Origin of the sequence: Faecalibacterium sp. 9 (genome assembly GCF_048320955.1) — a bacterium.
Lineage (GTDB): Bacteria > Bacillota > Clostridia > Oscillospirales > Ruminococcaceae > Faecalibacterium > Faecalibacterium wellingii.
Genome location: NZ_JBLWGB010000001.1, coordinates 596,311 through 612,755, shown reverse-complemented (window position 1 = coordinate 612,755; position 16,445 = coordinate 596,311). Strand labels below are relative to the sequence as shown.

The following is a 16,445-nucleotide window of genomic DNA, read 5'->3' as shown; positions in this document are numbered from 1 at the left end:
ACTCGAAACAATTATGCCTTTGCCGCAGCCTTGGCAGCCTTCTTGGCAGCCTTGGCGGCTTCGCGCTCGGCTTCCTTCTTGCATTCTGCCTTGTCCGCAGCCTTAAAGAACGGATACCAGATCAGCGCAGCAAGCACGAAGTTGATGCAAACCAGCAGAACGTTGCGCCAGTCGCCGCCGGACATGAAGAAGGCAGACACGGCGTTGGGGGCAAAGTTCATATCGAAGTTGACATAGTTGATGGTGCCCCAGCCCATGGTGAACCACAGGTAGGAGAAGCCGGGCAGGATGATGGCGATGAGCACGGTGGGGATCAGCATAAAGGGGTTGCCGACGACTGCGCCGTACTGCAAAGGCTCGTTGATGTTGAAGATGGAGGGCACCAGCGTAGCCTTGCCCAGCAGGCGGAACTTCTTGGATTTTGCACGCAGCATGAACAGTGCCAGCGGAAGGGTAGCGCCCTGACCGCCGATGTGGTGATAGCGGCTGAAACCGTAAGCGTAGATATTCTTGGGCGCAAGGCCGGCAGCTACCAGTTCTGCATTCTCAGCAATAGCAGCCTGAGTAATGCTGCGGGTAACAGGGGTAAACACCCAGCCGGAGACACCGAAGAAGTAGAACACATTCTGCAGGAACACGATTATAATGACGCCAGGTGCGCTCTGTGCAAAGCTGGTAACCGGCTTCATGAGGACCTGCACCATGGCAAACACATCGATCTTTGCAACATAGGTGAACAGATAGGCAATGGTCAGGCTGATGAGGATGGCCGCGATGTTGTCGAACCAGTTCTTAACAAAGTCGGGGATCACACTGTCCTCACCAAAGAAGGAATACTTGGCCAGCAGCTTGTAGATGACAGCCACCATCAGACCGACCACCATAGCAGTGAACATACCGCCTGCGCCGAACTTGTTCATGGAAACCAGCGAACCGCCGTCCACCGTTTGAAAGTTCATGCACATCATGTAGGCACCGATGCCGGTAAAGCCTGCGATCATGGAGCGGTCTTTCTTGTCGATCTTCTGCAGGCAGTTGTAGGGGATCACGAATACCACGAACAGACCGATCAGACCAAACGAGAAGGTGCTCAGCGGGCTGATGTCCGGCAGCACCGGAACAAAGCGGCGGAGGATGGCCCACAGGGACGGGATGGCACTGACCATCGAGAAGGGAACAATGTACAGGATCGCATCTGCCACGATGCCGAACCAGAAGTTCGACGTGATCTTGTTAATGACCGGAACGAGATGTTTCTCGATCCACGCCTGAATCTTCTCCATCATAGTTTTTTCCTCCCATTTCAACCTTCTTCATAAAACTCAAGGGCCGACTCCAGAATGGCTTCGCCATCCAATGCAGCATAGTCGTCCGGATCAATGGAAGTCACCTTCACATTGTGGTCCTTCAGCATCTCCTTATACTTGGGGACCTCGGCTGAAAAGTGGGGGCCAAGCAACAGCACGTCGATCTTGTCGGCGTACTCCGGCACCTGAGATTTGCTCACAGCGTGGATGGAAACATCCAAACCCTGAGCCTTTGCAGCCTTGCGCATGTTGGCGGCCATAAAGCCGGTGGAAGCGCCGATGCCGCAGGCAAGTAAGATACGGGTCATAACAATTGCTCCTTTCCATATCCAATGCAACAATTCTTTTCTCCGGAACAGCTTCCGGGTTTCGTTGTGCCCAGTATATCAGGTCCGTTTGTGAAATCAAAACAAAGTTTTTCCCCGATTCCGGCAAATTCCTCATCTTTCCAACAAGGCGGAAAAAAGTATGGTTTTGTTTTCTTCTTCCATTTAGGTCAGTTTACAAGGAACTACACGCAGACCACGAAACGGGGGCTGCTGACAACAAATAAAGGCTGAATATCAAGCACCGGGAAAGTGCGAGATATTCAGCCTGTTTTGTTGTCAGGGGTTTCCAAAGGGGTTTGCCCCTTGGCACACGACTTTGCTCGCAAAGTGTAGTGTGTTATACGCTCTGTCGGCGTTGCTGCGAAAATGCGGTTGCCGCCGGGGAGGGCAAGGGCATTTTTACGGCAGGAAAACAGGGCTGTGATTGCGTGGCGTGGAGCCGCAAGCGCAGGACTGGTTTCATCAGCAGACAGGGCGTATATGAATGCCCCCGTCCCTCGTCCTACGCCGAACTATGGGACAAAGTGTCCCAGACGGATAGCCACACTTACGAAAAAGCAGACGGATTTTTCTCTCAAAATTGAAATGGGCGGGAAGCCATTTTAGGGCTTTCCCGCCTTGATTGCCCATTAGCAAAGACGGGCGGGGCTGTCAACGGCGGCGCATGAAATGCGCCGTTCATCTTGACCGTTGACTGGCTCGGCTGGCTTTGCTATCTCCCCAACAAGTTATTGTTTGTTGTTTTCCCAATTATCTAAACGGGCTTGCATAGTTTCTCGCCATTCTTCACTTGGACAAGCAGTAATCAATTTTCGATACTCTTCACTTGATGGCGCTTCTATCAAATAAGACTCTACCAATTTTAGCAAATCCCACTCTACTCCATACATTCCACCTTCGGGGAAAATGTCAATCAATACGCCTACTTCTTCTCTTGTCAATGGCGTTTTTACATTGGAGAGCAATTCGTCATACATGTTGATGGTTTCTTCTGTAGGGTCATCTTTCACTGCGTCTGGCATTTGACCGAGAAGTTTCAATTTTATAATTGCCTCCTGCACCTTTACTCCCTCCAATTTCTCGTTCTCTATTTTCTCCCCCGCTGCGGGTTTGGATTTTTCAGCAAGTCCGACTTCTGTGCAATCTTTTTCAGCCACTTCTTTTCTTCCTCGGACAGCTTTTTCAAATTCAGCTTGAGCCGCTTACAGATAAACGCCAAAGCCGCTTGCTCCGGGTCGCTGTCTGGACTGGCAGTTTCCTCGGCGGTCTGCAAGAAATCTTCCAGCGGATTGTCCTCCGGAACGCTGAAAAAATCGTCCTTATGGGCTTCCCGCAGGTCAAGGGCTATCTTGTTTATGTCTTGCTGTATCACATAGCGGCAAAAGCTGTCATCGTCAATATGGGCGGCGACAAGCTGCCTTAACTGCGGGTCGGACAAGCCGGGATTGTGCTGCTTCATAATGGTTGCGCTCATAATATCCACAATGGCATTTGCGCTCTGTACCTGCTTGACTGCCGTTCCGTTCACATAGATTTCAAGGTCAGCCATCAGCCGGGGGAAATCCGGGTGTACCGCCAGCTCACACAAGAGGGAAGTATCCACCCGCCCACTTTTCAATAGTTCAATCATATCATCACTCAAGCGCAGGTCTGCAAGATCGGCGTTTGGGTGATTTTTTGTTTTAGAGCGTCCCAGCAGGTAATCAACGGTCACGTCGTAAAACTTCGCCAGCTGGATAAGGGCATGGTGGCTGATGTCTTTGAGATTGTCTCCCTCATAACTGCCTAAAGCAGATTTGGAAAGGTGAGTTTCCTCCGCAAGCTGTTCCAGCGTCAGCCCTCGTTCCACACGCAGGTCTTTCAATCGTTCTTGTATGGATAGTTCCATGCACTCCCTCCTTGTCTGCTTGATAATTTGGAAGTTATTCGCACAATTCCTTACGGATATTTTCGCAGTCTTTCGCCATTTCCAGCATATCTTCATCATCTACCATTTCATGAAGATCATATTCGAGCGGAGAAGCACAGAACTCTGCTAAAGCCCGATTCATTGCTTGATCCTCCTCTGGCGTAGTTATGATTTTTACAAACCTATCTCGTTTTTCCCCATCAAACAGATTTTTTATATTGAACCCACCACTTTTCTTACTCTCAAGAATAAGTGCTGCCAAATCAGTTGCCAAATCAATAGCATAATAAAATTCGTGACATTGGCCCTCCGAATCAATGTATTCTAAATTGGGTGAGATATGGAAATTCCAGTTTAGTTTGCTAAGGCCAGTATCATTGAATATCTCACTCAGAGGTATTTCAGTTTTGCCTTTGTCATAGAGGTAGTCCACCAAGGTCAGGCTATCGTCTGTGCCACCGATATAGTTATACCAATATTTTTTAATATACATTTTATCTCCTCCTTATCACTTCCGCTTTGTCGTTCTGTTTTTTTATTATATCACAATTCCGAGAGCGTGGAAATAGGCAGTTTTTTGGGCGGATTTCCTACCTTTCGGATATACGGGACGGGCGATCATTTAGGTGTAGACTTAGGGTAGTTCATCGATGAGCTGCACCTTGAAAAATGAATGACCGTCCGAAAAGGAATACCCCGGCAGGGGAAGCACCGCAAGAAGCCAATTTCTGGACACTTTGTCCAGAGGTCACTTCGGGACAACTTGTCCCGAAGCTGTGGGGAGCGTGCCAACGCCGGAACACGCCGCAGGAATGGGGCAGGAAGCCTTTTCGGAGAGAGCGGCAACGGAAAGCAAAATGGAGGAAACACATGAGAGAGAACCCATATAAACGACTGCCGCCCATAGAGCGCAAGCAAGACGGTTCCCTTTACCGCATGACCCCAGCGCAGCGGAAACAGGCAAACGCCCTGATCCGCCGGGAGTGCTGCTGTTATGAGGACGGGAACTGTATGCCCCTTGACGATGGGGACACCTGCACCTGTCCGCAGACGGTTTCTTTCTCGGTCTGCTGTAAGTGGTTCCGCTGGGCGGTCTTGCCGCTGGACGGGACGCTGGAAGCGGAGATTTTCCGGGATAAGGACTTGAAACGCTGTGCGGTCTGCGGCGGTGTGTTCGTCCCTAAATCCAACCGGGCAAAATACTGCCCCGGCTGTGCCGCCAGAGTTCACAGGCGGCAGAAAACAGAAAGTGAACGGAAAAGGAGGTCTTGTGTGGACAGTTAGGGGCTGAAAAGTCCTTGATTTTCAAGGCTTTGCAAGCACAGAACAGGGGCAGGCAATAGAAACTACCGTCTGCCCCCGGAAACAGGCTTCTAACCGTCCACAAACACGATATGACAAACACCATTTATATCCATCAGCCGGAAAAATCGGTCAGCTTTACCCGGCTGCCCAATTTCCTTTTTGAAGCCCCCACATTCACACCCCTGTCCAATGAAGCGAAGATACTGTACGCCTTTATCCTGCGCCGGACGGAGTTGTCCCGTAAGAACGGCTGGGCGGACGAGTACGGGCGCATTTACCTGTACTATCCAATCTGCGAGGTAGTCGCCCTGCTCCACTGTGGGCGGCAGAAAGCCGTCAATACCCTACGGGAATTGCAGTATGCGGGGCTGGTGGAGATCCAGAAGCAGGGCTGTGGAAAACCCAACCGCATTTACCCAAAATCCTATGAAGCGGTTCCAAACACCGACTTCAAGAAATCCGGTTATGGAACGCCGGAGGACTGAAAACCATACCCATGAAGTATGGAAATCACTCCCCGGAAGTACGGAAACCGGACGGTATATAGAAATATAAAGATAAAAAGATTGATTTATATTCTATCCATTCCTATCCTATCAGAGATAGTTTCGGCGGGATTTTCCCTGTGGAAACCCGCTGGAAAAGAATGGAACGAGGAAAGGAGCAGAATGGCACAACACGCAATTTTGCGGTTTGAGAAACACAAGGGCAACCCGGCAAGGCCGCTGGAAGCCCATCACGAACGGCAGAAAGAGCAATACGCCAGCAACCCCGACATTGACACCAGCCGGAGCAAATACAACTTCCATATCGTCAAGCCGGAGGGCAGGTACTATCATTTTATTCAAAACCGTATCGAACAGGCCGGTTGCCGTACAAGGAAAGACAGCACCCGGTTTGTGGATACGCTCATTACCGCCAGCCCAGAGTTTTTCAAGAAGAAGTCGCCAAAGGAGATACAAGCGTTTTTCCAGAGGGCGGCAGACTTCCTCATCGGGCGGGTAGGCAGGGAAAATATCGTGTCGGCCGTGGTACACATGGACGAGAAAACACCCCACCTGCATTTGGTCTTTGTCCCTCTGACAGAGGGCAACCGCTTGTGTGCAAAGGAGATTATCGGGAACAGAGCCAACCTCACAAAATGGCAGGACGATTTTCACGCTTATATGGTGGAGAAATATCCCGACTTGGAGCGTGGGGAAAGCGCCAGCAAGACAGGCAGGAAGCATATCCCCACCCGTCTGTTCAAGCAGGCGGTCAATCTCTCCAAACAGGCAAGAGCCATTGAAGCCACGCTGGGCGATATTACCCCGTTCAACGCCGGAAAGAAAAAAGAGGAAGCCCTCTCCATGCTGAAAAAGTGGTTCCCGCAGATGGAGAATTTCTCCGGGCAACTGAAAAAATACAAGGTCACAATCAATGACCTGTTAGCGGAAAATGAAAAGCTGGAAGCAAGGGCAAAAGCCAGTGAAAAAGGCAAGATGAAAGATACGATGGAACGGGCAAAGCTGAAAAGCGAACTGGACAATTTACAGCGGCTGGTTGACCGTATCCCGCCGGAAGTGCTGGCGGAGTTGAAGCGGCAACAGCGGCACACAAAGGAAAGGTGATTTTATAAGCAGATTTTTACGCCGTCCCTGTGCGGCATTGTACCTTGAAAATTGAATACAGGAGGTTCTATGGAGCATATCAGATACAAAAAAGAAACAGAGGTCGTGACTTTTCAGGGAAAAGAAATCACGCTGGAAAACCTCTCCCCGGTGTTCACGCCGGAACAGGAAGTGGCCAAACGCCGGGAACTGGAGCAGCAGCTTTATGAGGTGTTCCGCAAATATGCCGATAAGCGGCAGAAAGAGGAAGCCGGGGCGTAAGGTTTTCCGAAGCCATCGTTGATTTACGGGGCTGCTGGCGGTATAATAGAACTGTCAGCAGCTCCGTTTCTTTTTTAAGAAAAGGAGCGACAAAATGAATAACAGAATAGACGCAATCTATGCAAGGCAATCGGTAGACAAAAAGGACAGCATTTCCATTGAAAGCCAGATTGAGTTTTGCAAATACGAATTGAAAGGCGGGAACTGTAAGGAATACACAGACAAAGGGTACAGCGGCAAGAACACAGACCGTCCAAAGTTTCAAGGACTGGTGCGGGACATTAAGCGGGGCTTGATAGCAAAGGTCGTGGTTTACAAGCTCGACCGTATCAGCCGTTCCATTCTGGACTTTGCCAACATGATGGAGTTGTTCCAGCAATACAATGTGGAGTTTGTGTCCTCTACGGAAAAGTTTGATACCTCTACTCCGATGGGGCGGGCTATGCTGAATATCTGTATCGTGTTCGCCCAGCTTGAACGGGAAACGATACAGAAGCGGGTGACGGACGCTTATTATTCCCGCAGCCAGCGAGGGTTTAAGATGGGTGGAAAAGCCCCTTATGGCTTCCATACAGAGCCAATCAAGATGGACGGTATCAACACAAAGAAGCTGGTGGTAAACCCAGACGAAGCGGCAAATATCCGGCTGATGTTCGAGATGTACGCCCAGCCCACAACCTCCTACGGGGACATTACCCGGTACTTTGCCGAACAGGGAATTTTATTCAACGGCAAGGAACTAATACGCCCCACGCTGGCGCAGATGTTACGCAATCCTGTCTATGTGCGGGCAGACCTTGATGTGTACGAATTTTTCAAAAGTCAAGGGACAATCATTGTCAATGACGCTGCCGATTTTACCGGCATGAATGGCTGCTATCTGTATCAAGGGCGGGATGTGAAGCCCAGCAAAAAGAACGACTTGAAAGACCAAATGCTGGTGTTGGCTCCCCATGAGGGCATTGTCCCCTCCGACATCTGGCTGACCTGCCGCAAGAAGCTGATGAACAACATGAAAATCCAGTCTGCCCGGAAAGCAACCCATACATGGCTGGCGGGAAAAATCAAGTGCGGAAACTGCGGATATGCCCTTATGAGCATTAACAATCCTGTGGGAAAGCAATATCTCCGCTGCACAAAGCGGCTGGACAATAAAAGCTGTGCCGGGTGTGGGAAAATCATCACTTCGGAGCTGGAAGCGGTGGTTTACCAGCAGATGGTGAAAAAGCTGGAAAAGCACAAGACGCTGACGGGCAGGAAGAAAGCGGCAAAGGCAAACCCGAAAATCGCCGCCCTGCAAGTGGAACTTCTCCATGTGGACAGCGAGATTGAAAAGCTGGTGGACAGTCTGACGGGCGCAAACAATGTGCTGCTCTCCTATGTGAATGTGAAGATAGCGGAACTGGACGGGCGCAAGCAGGAACTTCTGGCGAGGATAGCGGAGTTGACAGTGGAAGCCATCAGCCCGGAACAGGTCAGCCAGATTTCCGGCTACCTCGACACTTGGGAGGATGTATCCTTTGACGACAAGCGGCGTGTGGTGGATTTGATGATTACCACCATAGCCGCCACAAGCGATAGTTTGAATATCACATGGAAAATCTGACGGGCGGAACCCCTCCCGTCAGATACCTACCCTGTGTAGTCCCTTGTAAACTGTACTTTGCTATACTATATAATATGAATTTTTATTCTGTCTTTCACCTGTATTTTTATAGAAGGAGTGTCTCTGCATGAAAACCGATAAGCGCACGCAGCTGCTGAAGATCTTATCCGACGCATCGCAGAGCATTTCCTCTGCAGCACTTGCCAATATGCTTGGTACCAGTGAACGGACGGTGCGCAACTACATCAAAGCCATCAACGAGGAGGGCAAGGCCGTTATTACTTCCTCCCGGGAGGGCTACCGTCTGGAAAGCCATACCGCCAGTCTGGACACCTTGCCCAACGAAGCAGAATCCCGCGTCTGGAAGGTGCTCTCTGATCTATTGACCAGTAAGGAGGGTGTCAACGCTTTTGACGAAGCGGAAGCCCTGTATGTCAGTTCCAGCACCATTCTGAATACCGTCATCCCACAGGTAAAAGAGATCGCCAAAGAATACGACCTGCGCATCGAATCTCAGAAATACCAGTTCTATCTGCGTGGCAGCGAGCAGAACCGTCGCAAAATGATCGGCAGCCTTGCCGTGCGCAACACCTACGGCTTTTTCAATTCTAAAGATGCGTTGGAACAGCTGTTTCCCTCTCAGGATATCGATGGCATTATGCAGGAGCTGTTCACGACCTGTCAGGAGTCCAAACTGTTTCTGAACGATTTTGCGCTGAATAATCTGCTGATCCATATTCTGGTCATCCTCATCCGGCTGAACATCGGCAATGAGCTGGACGACAAAGAACCGCCCATCTCGGTAGACGAGCTGCTGGCATCCTCTCAGGATCGGGAAGACATCGTGAATCTGGCCGACATGATCTCGGCAAATTTCGAGCAAAAATACAGCATCCGCATCCCGGAGCGGGATTATAAACAGATTTTGATGCTGATTGCCCTTTCGGTGGAGCACGAAACCGTGGATATCCAGTGCGTCATCAGCCCGGAGTTCATCCACAATGTGGCTTCCATCCTTTCCATGATGTCCCAGCGGTACTGCACCCCGGAATTTGACAACGACTATATCCTGCAGTTCTCCCTGCACATGTATTATGCGCAGCAGCGATGTGCCTTCCATATCAGCTACCCCAATCCCATTGCGCTGCAGTTCAAGAAAGACTATGCCCCTGTCTACGATATGGCGGTCTACTTTGCACACCGCTTTGCGCAGATCTACCATATCGAAGTGAGCGAGGACGAGATCGCATTCATTGCGTTTCACATTGGTTCCTATCTGGAGAACAACAAGCAGAGCCGGGAACACGCCACCTGTGTAGTGATTGTGGAGTCCTACCATATGCTGGCACGGCAGCTGATCCACGAGATCAATGTTGCTTTTGCCAACCAGATCATCGTAAAGGAAGTTCTGCCCCTGAACCGGTACCTCAACCGTCAGCCGGAATGCGACCTTGTGCTGACAACCCTGCCGCTGGGCATACAGCATCCGCATGTGGTGCAGATCAGCCCGATCCTGACCAAAGCCAACTGTGAAAGTATCCGCGCCCAGCTAAGCTCCATCAGCACCGAGCGGGAACTTGCCCGTGCCCACCAGTTTTTGCAGAGCCTGCTGCACAAAGAACTGTATTTCCGCAACGTGAGTCTGTCCGATGCCGCAGCCTACATTCGTTTCATGGGAGAACAGTGTGTCAAACATGGCTATGCGAAAGAGGAATTTGTACAGGACGTTCTGCAGCGCGAATCGTTTTCCAGTACCGCCTTCACCGATGTACTGGCTGTGCCTCACGCCATCAATCAGTACGCCGACCGTTCCTTCATCTGTGTTATCCATAATGATATGCCAATTCAGTGGAAAAAGAAAACGGTGCATTTCGTTCTGATGATCGGCATTACCGAAGCTGAGATGAAGTTCTTTAAACCCGCCTTCGACAGGATCGTGGAATTGTTCAACTCCACATCCCGCACCCTTGAATTGCTTAAAACCAATACCTTTGAAGAATTTTGTGCACAAATGCGGTAACCTATAAAAAGCCGGGTGTCATCTACTTTAAGATGGCATCCGGCTTTTCTATTTTGATGGGTTTCCAAAGGGGCCAAAGCAGGCGAACCCACCATCTCCATGACAGCTCTTTTGGAATTACTGAAAGATGCCGACCCGGAAATGAAGGCAAAACTCCGCCTGGCACTGCTCACCTGATGCAAAAAAGGGCACTGATTGCAATGCAATACAGCGCCCTACATCATCGGACATGGAAAACACCGACCGTGCAAAAACCGTGCAGAAACCGTGCAGCCATGGCTTACAAAACAAAAAAGCCATGAAATCTTTCGATTTACAGCTTCCACGGTAGACATTCCTACGCGTTGGAACCCGCGGGCTAAGCAACAGCAACGGGTTGCGTTAGCTGATTTTTCCGCAGCCCCTTGGCAGGGCTTTGAAAAATCAGAACGCGGCCCCAACAACTCCTCCCTGTTTCAGCCGCAGGCTGCGGTCGTCGTTGTTGCACTGGGCTGATTGCTTGCGGCGCTATGCGCCGCCGCCCTGTTCGAGCCCCTTCCATCGCGCAAACAAAAAAGAAAAACCAGCACACAATGTGTACTGGTTTTTCTTGGTGCGATGGAAGGGACTCGAACCCCCGGCCTACTGATTCGTAGCGCACGCCGGGCGATTCCCTCAATTTTTGGAAGTTACGTTTTACCGTTATTTCTCTGCGATACATCGCAAGTTTTGAGCTTGGAGTTTCTGCACCCTTTGTCCGATTTTGCAACGATTTGCACCCTTTGCACGTTTTGAAACCGTGCAAAAACCGTGCAGAAACCGTGCACTTACTCCCAGACAAACTAAAATCCACTTCATCCGACAACGACTTGACGGCATTGGTTCGAGCGACCGCACACCAAAAATCAAGTCTTGGAGGATACTATTATGACAAAATTGCTTTCCTGCCGCTACAACATGGACACCAACCGGGTGGAAGCCCGGTTCGCAGATGGCACCACTCTTGCCATTAACTGCATCGCCGTCGAGGACGAATACGGCAACTCCCCGGCACAGCGGGCAGAACTGGACTGGCTGCTCTACAACAAGCCCTTGGAGTATACCCAGATGGTGCTGAGAGGGGAGATAGAGCATTATCTGTCGCTGGGGTGTGACCACGGCAGGCTGGAAGATTGAGCCTTAGAAAACGCGCAGCAAAACCGCTAATCGCGCGGCGCGCGTTTTTATCGCTGACTTTTATTCAGGCAACATTGCACGCGTGCATTCCAGCGTGCGATTCCACTTTTCCGAAATTCAATCGTATTACAGTTTATTTTTGCAAATTCTCACTTTCACGTCGCACCTTCCCACGCATGAAAAATGCACGCCCGTGCGATTTTGGTTCGCAGTTTATTCGCGGTCAGCTGGATTTATTCGCGCTTTGTTCGCGCGATTACGCGTTTTCAGCGTAAATTCAGCGTAAACCATGCCAAGTCAGCGTATTTTCAGCGTAAATCCCGAAATGTCAGCGTAAAAGTCAGCGCAAATCCAAGAGTGTCAGCATATAAGAATTAAGTTCTATGCTTTCATCCTTCAAAATCATACCAGTCTTTGTATATCTGCCTTGTATACGAGCCATCAGACTTTTTTATGTTACAGCTACTACAAAGAAGCTGAATATTACATAAATCATTCAATCCACCGGCACAAAGCGAAACCATATGGTCAAAGTGTACAGATTCTTCATCTTCACAATCCCATCCGCCTGATAAATCTTTTCCGCAGCATACGCACCTATTTCGGTCTCTATATCTTACCGCATTTTTCACCCATTTAGGTATATAGCACCGTTTTCTAGTCGTTGGATTTGCGTTTGCCATATACGAATTAAATCTATACAGAAACATCCGATTCTGAAAAAGAATATAGAAAAGTTCCCTTGATAAATGTTCTATCGCATCGTCTAATTCGTCATCATACATTGTAAAATCGTCGTATGCGTCTACAAAAGATTCAACTTCATGTGTTATCAAATATGAAAAGAATGGTTCATGTGGTATCCTATATATCTTAAAGATATTATCTACTTCCAAATTATAGTCCTTGCTCCCACTGTCATTAAACGCTCTTTTTAGCCGTTCCTCTTTATTTGCAATTTCAAGTTCATCATATCTTTCCTGTATTTTTTCCAATTGCTCATGTTCATCTTTAAATAGCAGTCTGCGTATTACGAAATCACAAAAGCCATGAAGTGAAGTCCACTTGGAAAAATCTTCGTTGTTCTCTTCATAAAATGGCTCGGTATATTGAGCACCAGTACTAATCCAATCTATCGAAGAAGTAAAGCAATAGAGCAGATTGTCTATAATATTGCAGTAATAATAGACATCATGGTATGTCATCTCAATGTTTCGCATATATATTTTCCTCTATTTGCATATCTCATTTCCTTGCGCCTAAAGGTCTTTTGCTTGCAGTTTATTCTTGCATCCAATCATCGCCTACACTTTCTATTGCCTCCGCTCCCAGCACATTTTGCGCCCGCTCTGAAATGTGGTCATACGTCAAAATCGACACTTGATTATACGCCGCATTCAGAATTCTATACGCTTCTCGTTGCTCATCATTCCAGTCATACGACCGTCCAAAAATCAAAATACAACGTGGTTTGATCACTCTACTTCCTATACGTCTCGTAAATTTCGTGCTGTTCGCTTCTAATTCAATCGCATAAATATAATTGAGACATTGCGTTATAGCTTTAGTCAAATCGGCCGATGGAACATAATTGCCATGATCTTTTGTACTCGCCCAAAACGGCAACCCATTTGGTTTCTTTATCTCTACTAAATCAACAAAGCCATCATATGACTTCATAATGTAATCCGCAATATTCTCTGTATCAATCACGCGCTCATCAATGATTTGTGCAAAATCAGATCCTAGGACCCACTTATTCCTTGTAAACCACTCTTGCCAGTATCTTTCCGGCTGTTCTTCCTGAAGTTTTTCCCGAAGTTCAATAAGTGCGTCGCGCTTTTTTATAACACTGGCCGCAAGAAAAACATTATCCGACAAAATCCCATTTTCAATCAGCATACGCGCGGTATCACTTTGACCTTCTATTAGCCGCTTAAAATTCTCGACCAAGGTTGCGCTTTCCTCCGAAACATTTATATATTCTCCCTGCCCTAGCATCAGTGGTTTATAATTCTCAGAAATATAACGAATCAACGCATCAAGTTCTTCATTATTCAGCGTCAATTCGCTTTTAGGCTTTTTACTTTCTAGGCCGTAAGGAATATTATACCGTCCGATTTTCAATGAAATATCCTGCACATCAGTATGGTCATGTGGAATCCGCATAAGCAGTGCCTGTGAATATACTCTTTTCTTTATCTGCAATGTACACGGATCCGCATAATCGACTCCCTTCGCCGATGTTTTTATTTCACTCATGATATTCCTCCTTTACTTCATCCATCCTCTCCTCAATCCTTTGTTCTACCAACTCCTGAATCGCATTAATGCACCCATCCGTATCTTTCAACACTTCTTTCTCCCAGAAGTGGATAACATACCAGTCTTGCGCTCGCAAAGCCTTATCATCCCGAATATCTCGTGAGATATTCTCCTCGATTTTGGCTATCCAGTACTCCCGGTTACGTTTCAGCCTCGGCTTGCGTTCTTCCCAGTTCTGCCCATGCCAAAACTCACCATCCACGAAGATAGCGATATTATATCTCAGGACGGCAATGTCGGGAGAGCCGGGGAGACGCTTATCGTTTAGCCTATATCGAAACCCCAGATGCCACAGACGCTTCGCCAAAAGCACTTCCGCCTTTCCTTGCTTCAGGTGGACACGAGACATCCGCTTGGATGTTTCCGGGGTCGTGTCATATGATTTCGGATGTTTCATTATTCTTGTATCACCAAATCACCGCATACTTCATTAAATTTATTTTGAGCCAGTGGTGCTACACCTCCGTGTTGAAACTTATTGATCAGTTCTGAAATTCCCATATGTCCCTGCATATGCGCTATAACCGTCAAATGCGAAAGACAATTATTGATTCTTCCGGACTTAAAATCCCACTGCTGTCCTTTCAAATATGAATATTTGCAATCCTCATTTTGGGCAAGCAAATCATTATAATATAAAAATCCTTCTAGTGAAACACCTCCCAACAATCCAAAACTATCACCAAGGGTTTCTACAACATCCGGGTCAAGAATAAGTGAATTCCAACAAAAGCGTGTCATGCTCGATTCGATTACTTCGCCTGTTATAACATTTATGGTTTCGCTCAAATATTCTGTATCGTTATGTTGATATCCAATCATATATGCTATTCTTAAAAAAAGAACAGCTAATACATCGAGATTTGCTTGATGCCCTTGTCCGATTCTGTCGATGATATCCCAAATCCGACCAAAATTCATATCTGGCACAATCTCACCGTCAGACTTTTGTATAATCGGACGTGCGTCTAACAAAAAATTACGTTGCCCATTTCTTTTACTCTCAATTCCGGGATATTGCATATATACTTTTTCATGAGAATGCGTTTCATATAATAGTATTCGCCTTTCAATATTCCCGTTTTCGAGTCCTTCTCTTGAAAGATTATTGAAGTTCTCAATATTTTCTAATTTTATCTGTTTTGTTGTATTTTGTGGTGCTCTTTTAGAAATGGTAGTACGTACTCTTTCTCGAATATCTTGGTTTAAAATCGGCGGCATATTTTATTCCTTTCCAATTTGTTTTGCTACATACGAATTGTTCAGCCAGAAGCACTGCTTCGTCATAGAACCACCCGTAGGCAGGGGCGCGGTATCTGTACTATCCCGCCCATGGGGGCGAACGTGAGCCACACGGCTTTCCGACGCCTTGGGCAAGTTATTGCGATTCCGCCCGCTGGCATCTTTCCAGATGTGAACGCCCTCCCGCAGGGTATCGACCGTACGCTGCCACACATGATGCACCTCTTCCAGATCCTCTGCCGGGATATTCCAGAATTTCACCCTCTGAAAGTAGCACTCGCCGTCCCTTGACTTTTGGAAGATGATGAACAGGAATTTGGTCGGTGCAAGAAGGTCATAGAGCGCAGACTCTTCCCATGTTTCGTTCATCATTGCACAGAAGTTCATCACAGGGAAGGACATACTCTCTTTTATACTGCCATTCGGTTCAATGGCGATGGTCTTGAGTTGGATGCCTGCCTTTTGGAATTCCTCTGTGTTCGACAGATGCCCTTTCACGCCAAGCATCGCTGCCACTAAAAGCTCGTTGAGGTTCTTGGCATTCGTTTCTACGCCCAGCCGTGCCTTAAGTTCCGTCCTGCTCATTCCCACATAAGGCCGGACTTTTGCGCTGAACCAGTCCTCAAAGCTGGTCGTTCTTAACGCTGCCGGGTCTTTGATGATCTTCTCGCAGGGTTCGTCCCCGAAGATGTACCGCCGCAGGATCTGCGTCATATAGCTGGACTTCAGCGAGTACGCCCGCTTCATGGCCGGGATAGGGCTGAATTGCTGCGACCGGGTATCCTGCGAGTTGCGGCCTTTCGGACACGCTGCCAGATACATGGTATCGCCCTCACTGATCAGGTGTGCCTGTCCTGCCTTGATCTTGTCCATCAAGATCTTCCAGTCATTACGGATGACCTCTAAATCTTCGTCCGGAAACTGGAACAGCACCGCCTTGTCGATGGTGAAATCGACTTTTGGAACACCATCCTTGTGTTCATAGGACATCAGGAGCATACAGGCGCACTTTGTCCAGAAAGCACTGGTTGCGAAGGTCTTGCCATATTCTTCTTCATAGTTCAGCATATCGCAGACCAACCGCTCCTTGGCCTGAATGCCACGAGGTGTCCGGCGATAGGGAGTCACTTTCAGCTCCACGCCAGCTTCTTCAAAGTCCGGGGCGGGTTTGCTATTGGGCTTGTACCCGAACCAGCTTTCTTCTACCACCGTGCCGATTGCACCTTTACCTGTGGCGATACGCCCGGTCTTGTCGATCTCGCCCAGCGTTTTACCCACCGCTTCCTGTCCGCGAATGAGAACTTCCTGCTTGGTCTTGTACTTCCGCTGCTCCATCACACCTCTTGACCTCCTCAAAAAAATAGCTTGATCTTTTT

At 48.3% G+C, this 16,445-nt stretch carries 17 protein-coding genes; 7 read left to right on the top strand and 10 right to left on the bottom strand.

Annotated features, from left to right (window positions below; translation table 11 throughout):
- Positions 1 to 11: 11 nt before the first annotated feature.
- From ACKXF9_RS02845 to ACKXF9_RS02825, 5 genes are all read right to left on the bottom strand, one after another.
- Positions 12 to 1,286 (bottom strand): PTS sugar transporter subunit IIC, encoded by a 1,275-nt coding sequence (locus ACKXF9_RS02845; protein ID WP_418265235.1) that lies wholly within the window; start codon positions 1,284 to 1,286, stop codon positions 12 to 14.
- Between the two features lie 17 nt (positions 1,287 to 1,303).
- Entirely contained in the window at positions 1,304 to 1,615 is a 312-nt protein-coding gene (locus tag ACKXF9_RS02840) for a PTS sugar transporter subunit IIB (RefSeq protein ID WP_118529269.1), read from the bottom strand.
- 749 nt (positions 1,616 to 2,364) lie between these two features.
- Complete coding sequence (locus tag ACKXF9_RS02835; protein WP_226870598.1) at positions 2,365 to 2,793, bottom strand: hypothetical protein; 429 nt, start codon at positions 2,791 to 2,793, stop codon at positions 2,365 to 2,367.
- Entirely contained in the window at positions 2,724 to 3,524 is an 801-nt protein-coding gene (locus tag ACKXF9_RS02830) for a helix-turn-helix domain-containing protein (RefSeq protein WP_020225660.1), read from the bottom strand. The genes ACKXF9_RS02835 and ACKXF9_RS02830 overlap by 70 nt, the downstream gene beginning before the upstream one ends.
- 34 nt (positions 3,525 to 3,558) lie before the next feature.
- Complete coding sequence (locus ACKXF9_RS02825) at positions 3,559 to 4,038, bottom strand: imm68 putative immunity domain-containing protein (RefSeq protein WP_020225661.1); 480 nt, start codon at positions 4,036 to 4,038, stop codon at positions 3,559 to 3,561.
- Between the two features lie 377 nt (positions 4,039 to 4,415).
- On the opposite strand from ACKXF9_RS02825, the gene ACKXF9_RS02820 reads away from it, so the two are divergent.
- From ACKXF9_RS02820 to ACKXF9_RS02790, 7 genes are all read left to right on the top strand, one after another.
- Positions 4,416 to 4,829: a cysteine-rich VLP domain-containing protein gene (locus ACKXF9_RS02820; RefSeq protein WP_020225662.1), complete on the top strand. Its 414-nt coding sequence runs from the start codon at positions 4,416 to 4,418 to the stop codon at positions 4,827 to 4,829.
- A 110-nt stretch (positions 4,830 to 4,939) separates the two neighbouring features.
- Complete coding sequence (locus ACKXF9_RS02815) at positions 4,940 to 5,335, top strand: replication initiator protein A (protein ID WP_020225663.1); 396 nt, start codon at positions 4,940 to 4,942, stop codon at positions 5,333 to 5,335.
- 183 nt (positions 5,336 to 5,518) lie between these two features.
- Positions 5,519 to 6,460: a MobV family relaxase gene (mobV, locus tag ACKXF9_RS02810; protein WP_418265234.1), complete on the top strand. Its 942-nt coding sequence runs from the start codon at positions 5,519 to 5,521 to the stop codon at positions 6,458 to 6,460.
- Between the two features lie 69 nt (positions 6,461 to 6,529).
- On the top strand, positions 6,530 to 6,721 hold the full coding sequence (locus tag ACKXF9_RS02805; RefSeq protein WP_020225665.1) for a hypothetical protein: 192 nt from the start codon (positions 6,530 to 6,532) through the stop codon (positions 6,719 to 6,721).
- A gap of 94 nt (positions 6,722 to 6,815) precedes the next feature.
- Positions 6,816 to 8,327, top strand: coding sequence for a recombinase family protein (locus ACKXF9_RS02800; protein ID WP_418265233.1), 1,512 nt, complete (start codon positions 6,816 to 6,818; stop codon positions 8,325 to 8,327).
- Positions 8,328 to 8,454: 127 nt separating this feature from the next.
- Positions 8,455 to 10,347 (top strand): BglG family transcription antiterminator, encoded by a 1,893-nt coding sequence (locus ACKXF9_RS02795; protein ID WP_348584240.1) that lies wholly within the window; start codon positions 8,455 to 8,457, stop codon positions 10,345 to 10,347.
- Between the two features lie 906 nt (positions 10,348 to 11,253).
- Positions 11,254 to 11,502, top strand: a complete 249-nt coding sequence (locus tag ACKXF9_RS02790; RefSeq protein ID WP_418265232.1) for a DUF6061 family protein — start codon at positions 11,254 to 11,256, stop codon at positions 11,500 to 11,502.
- 389 nt (positions 11,503 to 11,891) lie between these two features.
- Here ACKXF9_RS02790 and ACKXF9_RS02785 read toward each other — a convergent pair whose 3' ends face one another.
- The 5 genes from ACKXF9_RS02785 to ACKXF9_RS02765 form a co-directional block, all read right to left on the bottom strand.
- Positions 11,892 to 12,707, bottom strand: coding sequence for an HNH endonuclease (locus ACKXF9_RS02785; RefSeq protein WP_418265231.1), 816 nt, complete (start codon positions 12,705 to 12,707; stop codon positions 11,892 to 11,894).
- A gap of 76 nt (positions 12,708 to 12,783) precedes the next feature.
- Positions 12,784 to 13,764 carry a Shedu immune nuclease family protein gene (locus ACKXF9_RS02780; protein ID WP_015537122.1) on the bottom strand — a complete coding sequence of 327 codons (981 nt, stop codon included), beginning with the start codon at positions 13,762 to 13,764 and terminating at the stop codon, positions 12,784 to 12,786.
- On the bottom strand, positions 13,757 to 14,224 hold the full coding sequence (locus ACKXF9_RS02775) for a very short patch repair endonuclease (protein WP_015537121.1): 468 nt from the start codon (positions 14,222 to 14,224) through the stop codon (positions 13,757 to 13,759). Before ACKXF9_RS02775 ends, ACKXF9_RS02780 begins: the two co-directional genes overlap by 8 nt.
- Positions 14,224 to 15,048, bottom strand: a complete 825-nt coding sequence (locus tag ACKXF9_RS02770; protein WP_176933793.1) for a hypothetical protein — start codon at positions 15,046 to 15,048, stop codon at positions 14,224 to 14,226. The genes ACKXF9_RS02775 and ACKXF9_RS02770 overlap by 1 nt, the downstream gene beginning before the upstream one ends.
- A gap of 3 nt (positions 15,049 to 15,051) precedes the next feature.
- Positions 15,052 to 16,404 carry a Sau3AI family type II restriction endonuclease gene (locus ACKXF9_RS02765; RefSeq protein ID WP_418265230.1) on the bottom strand — a complete coding sequence of 451 codons (1,353 nt, stop codon included), beginning with the start codon at positions 16,402 to 16,404 and terminating at the stop codon, positions 15,052 to 15,054.
- Positions 16,405 to 16,445: the final 41 nt, after the last annotated feature.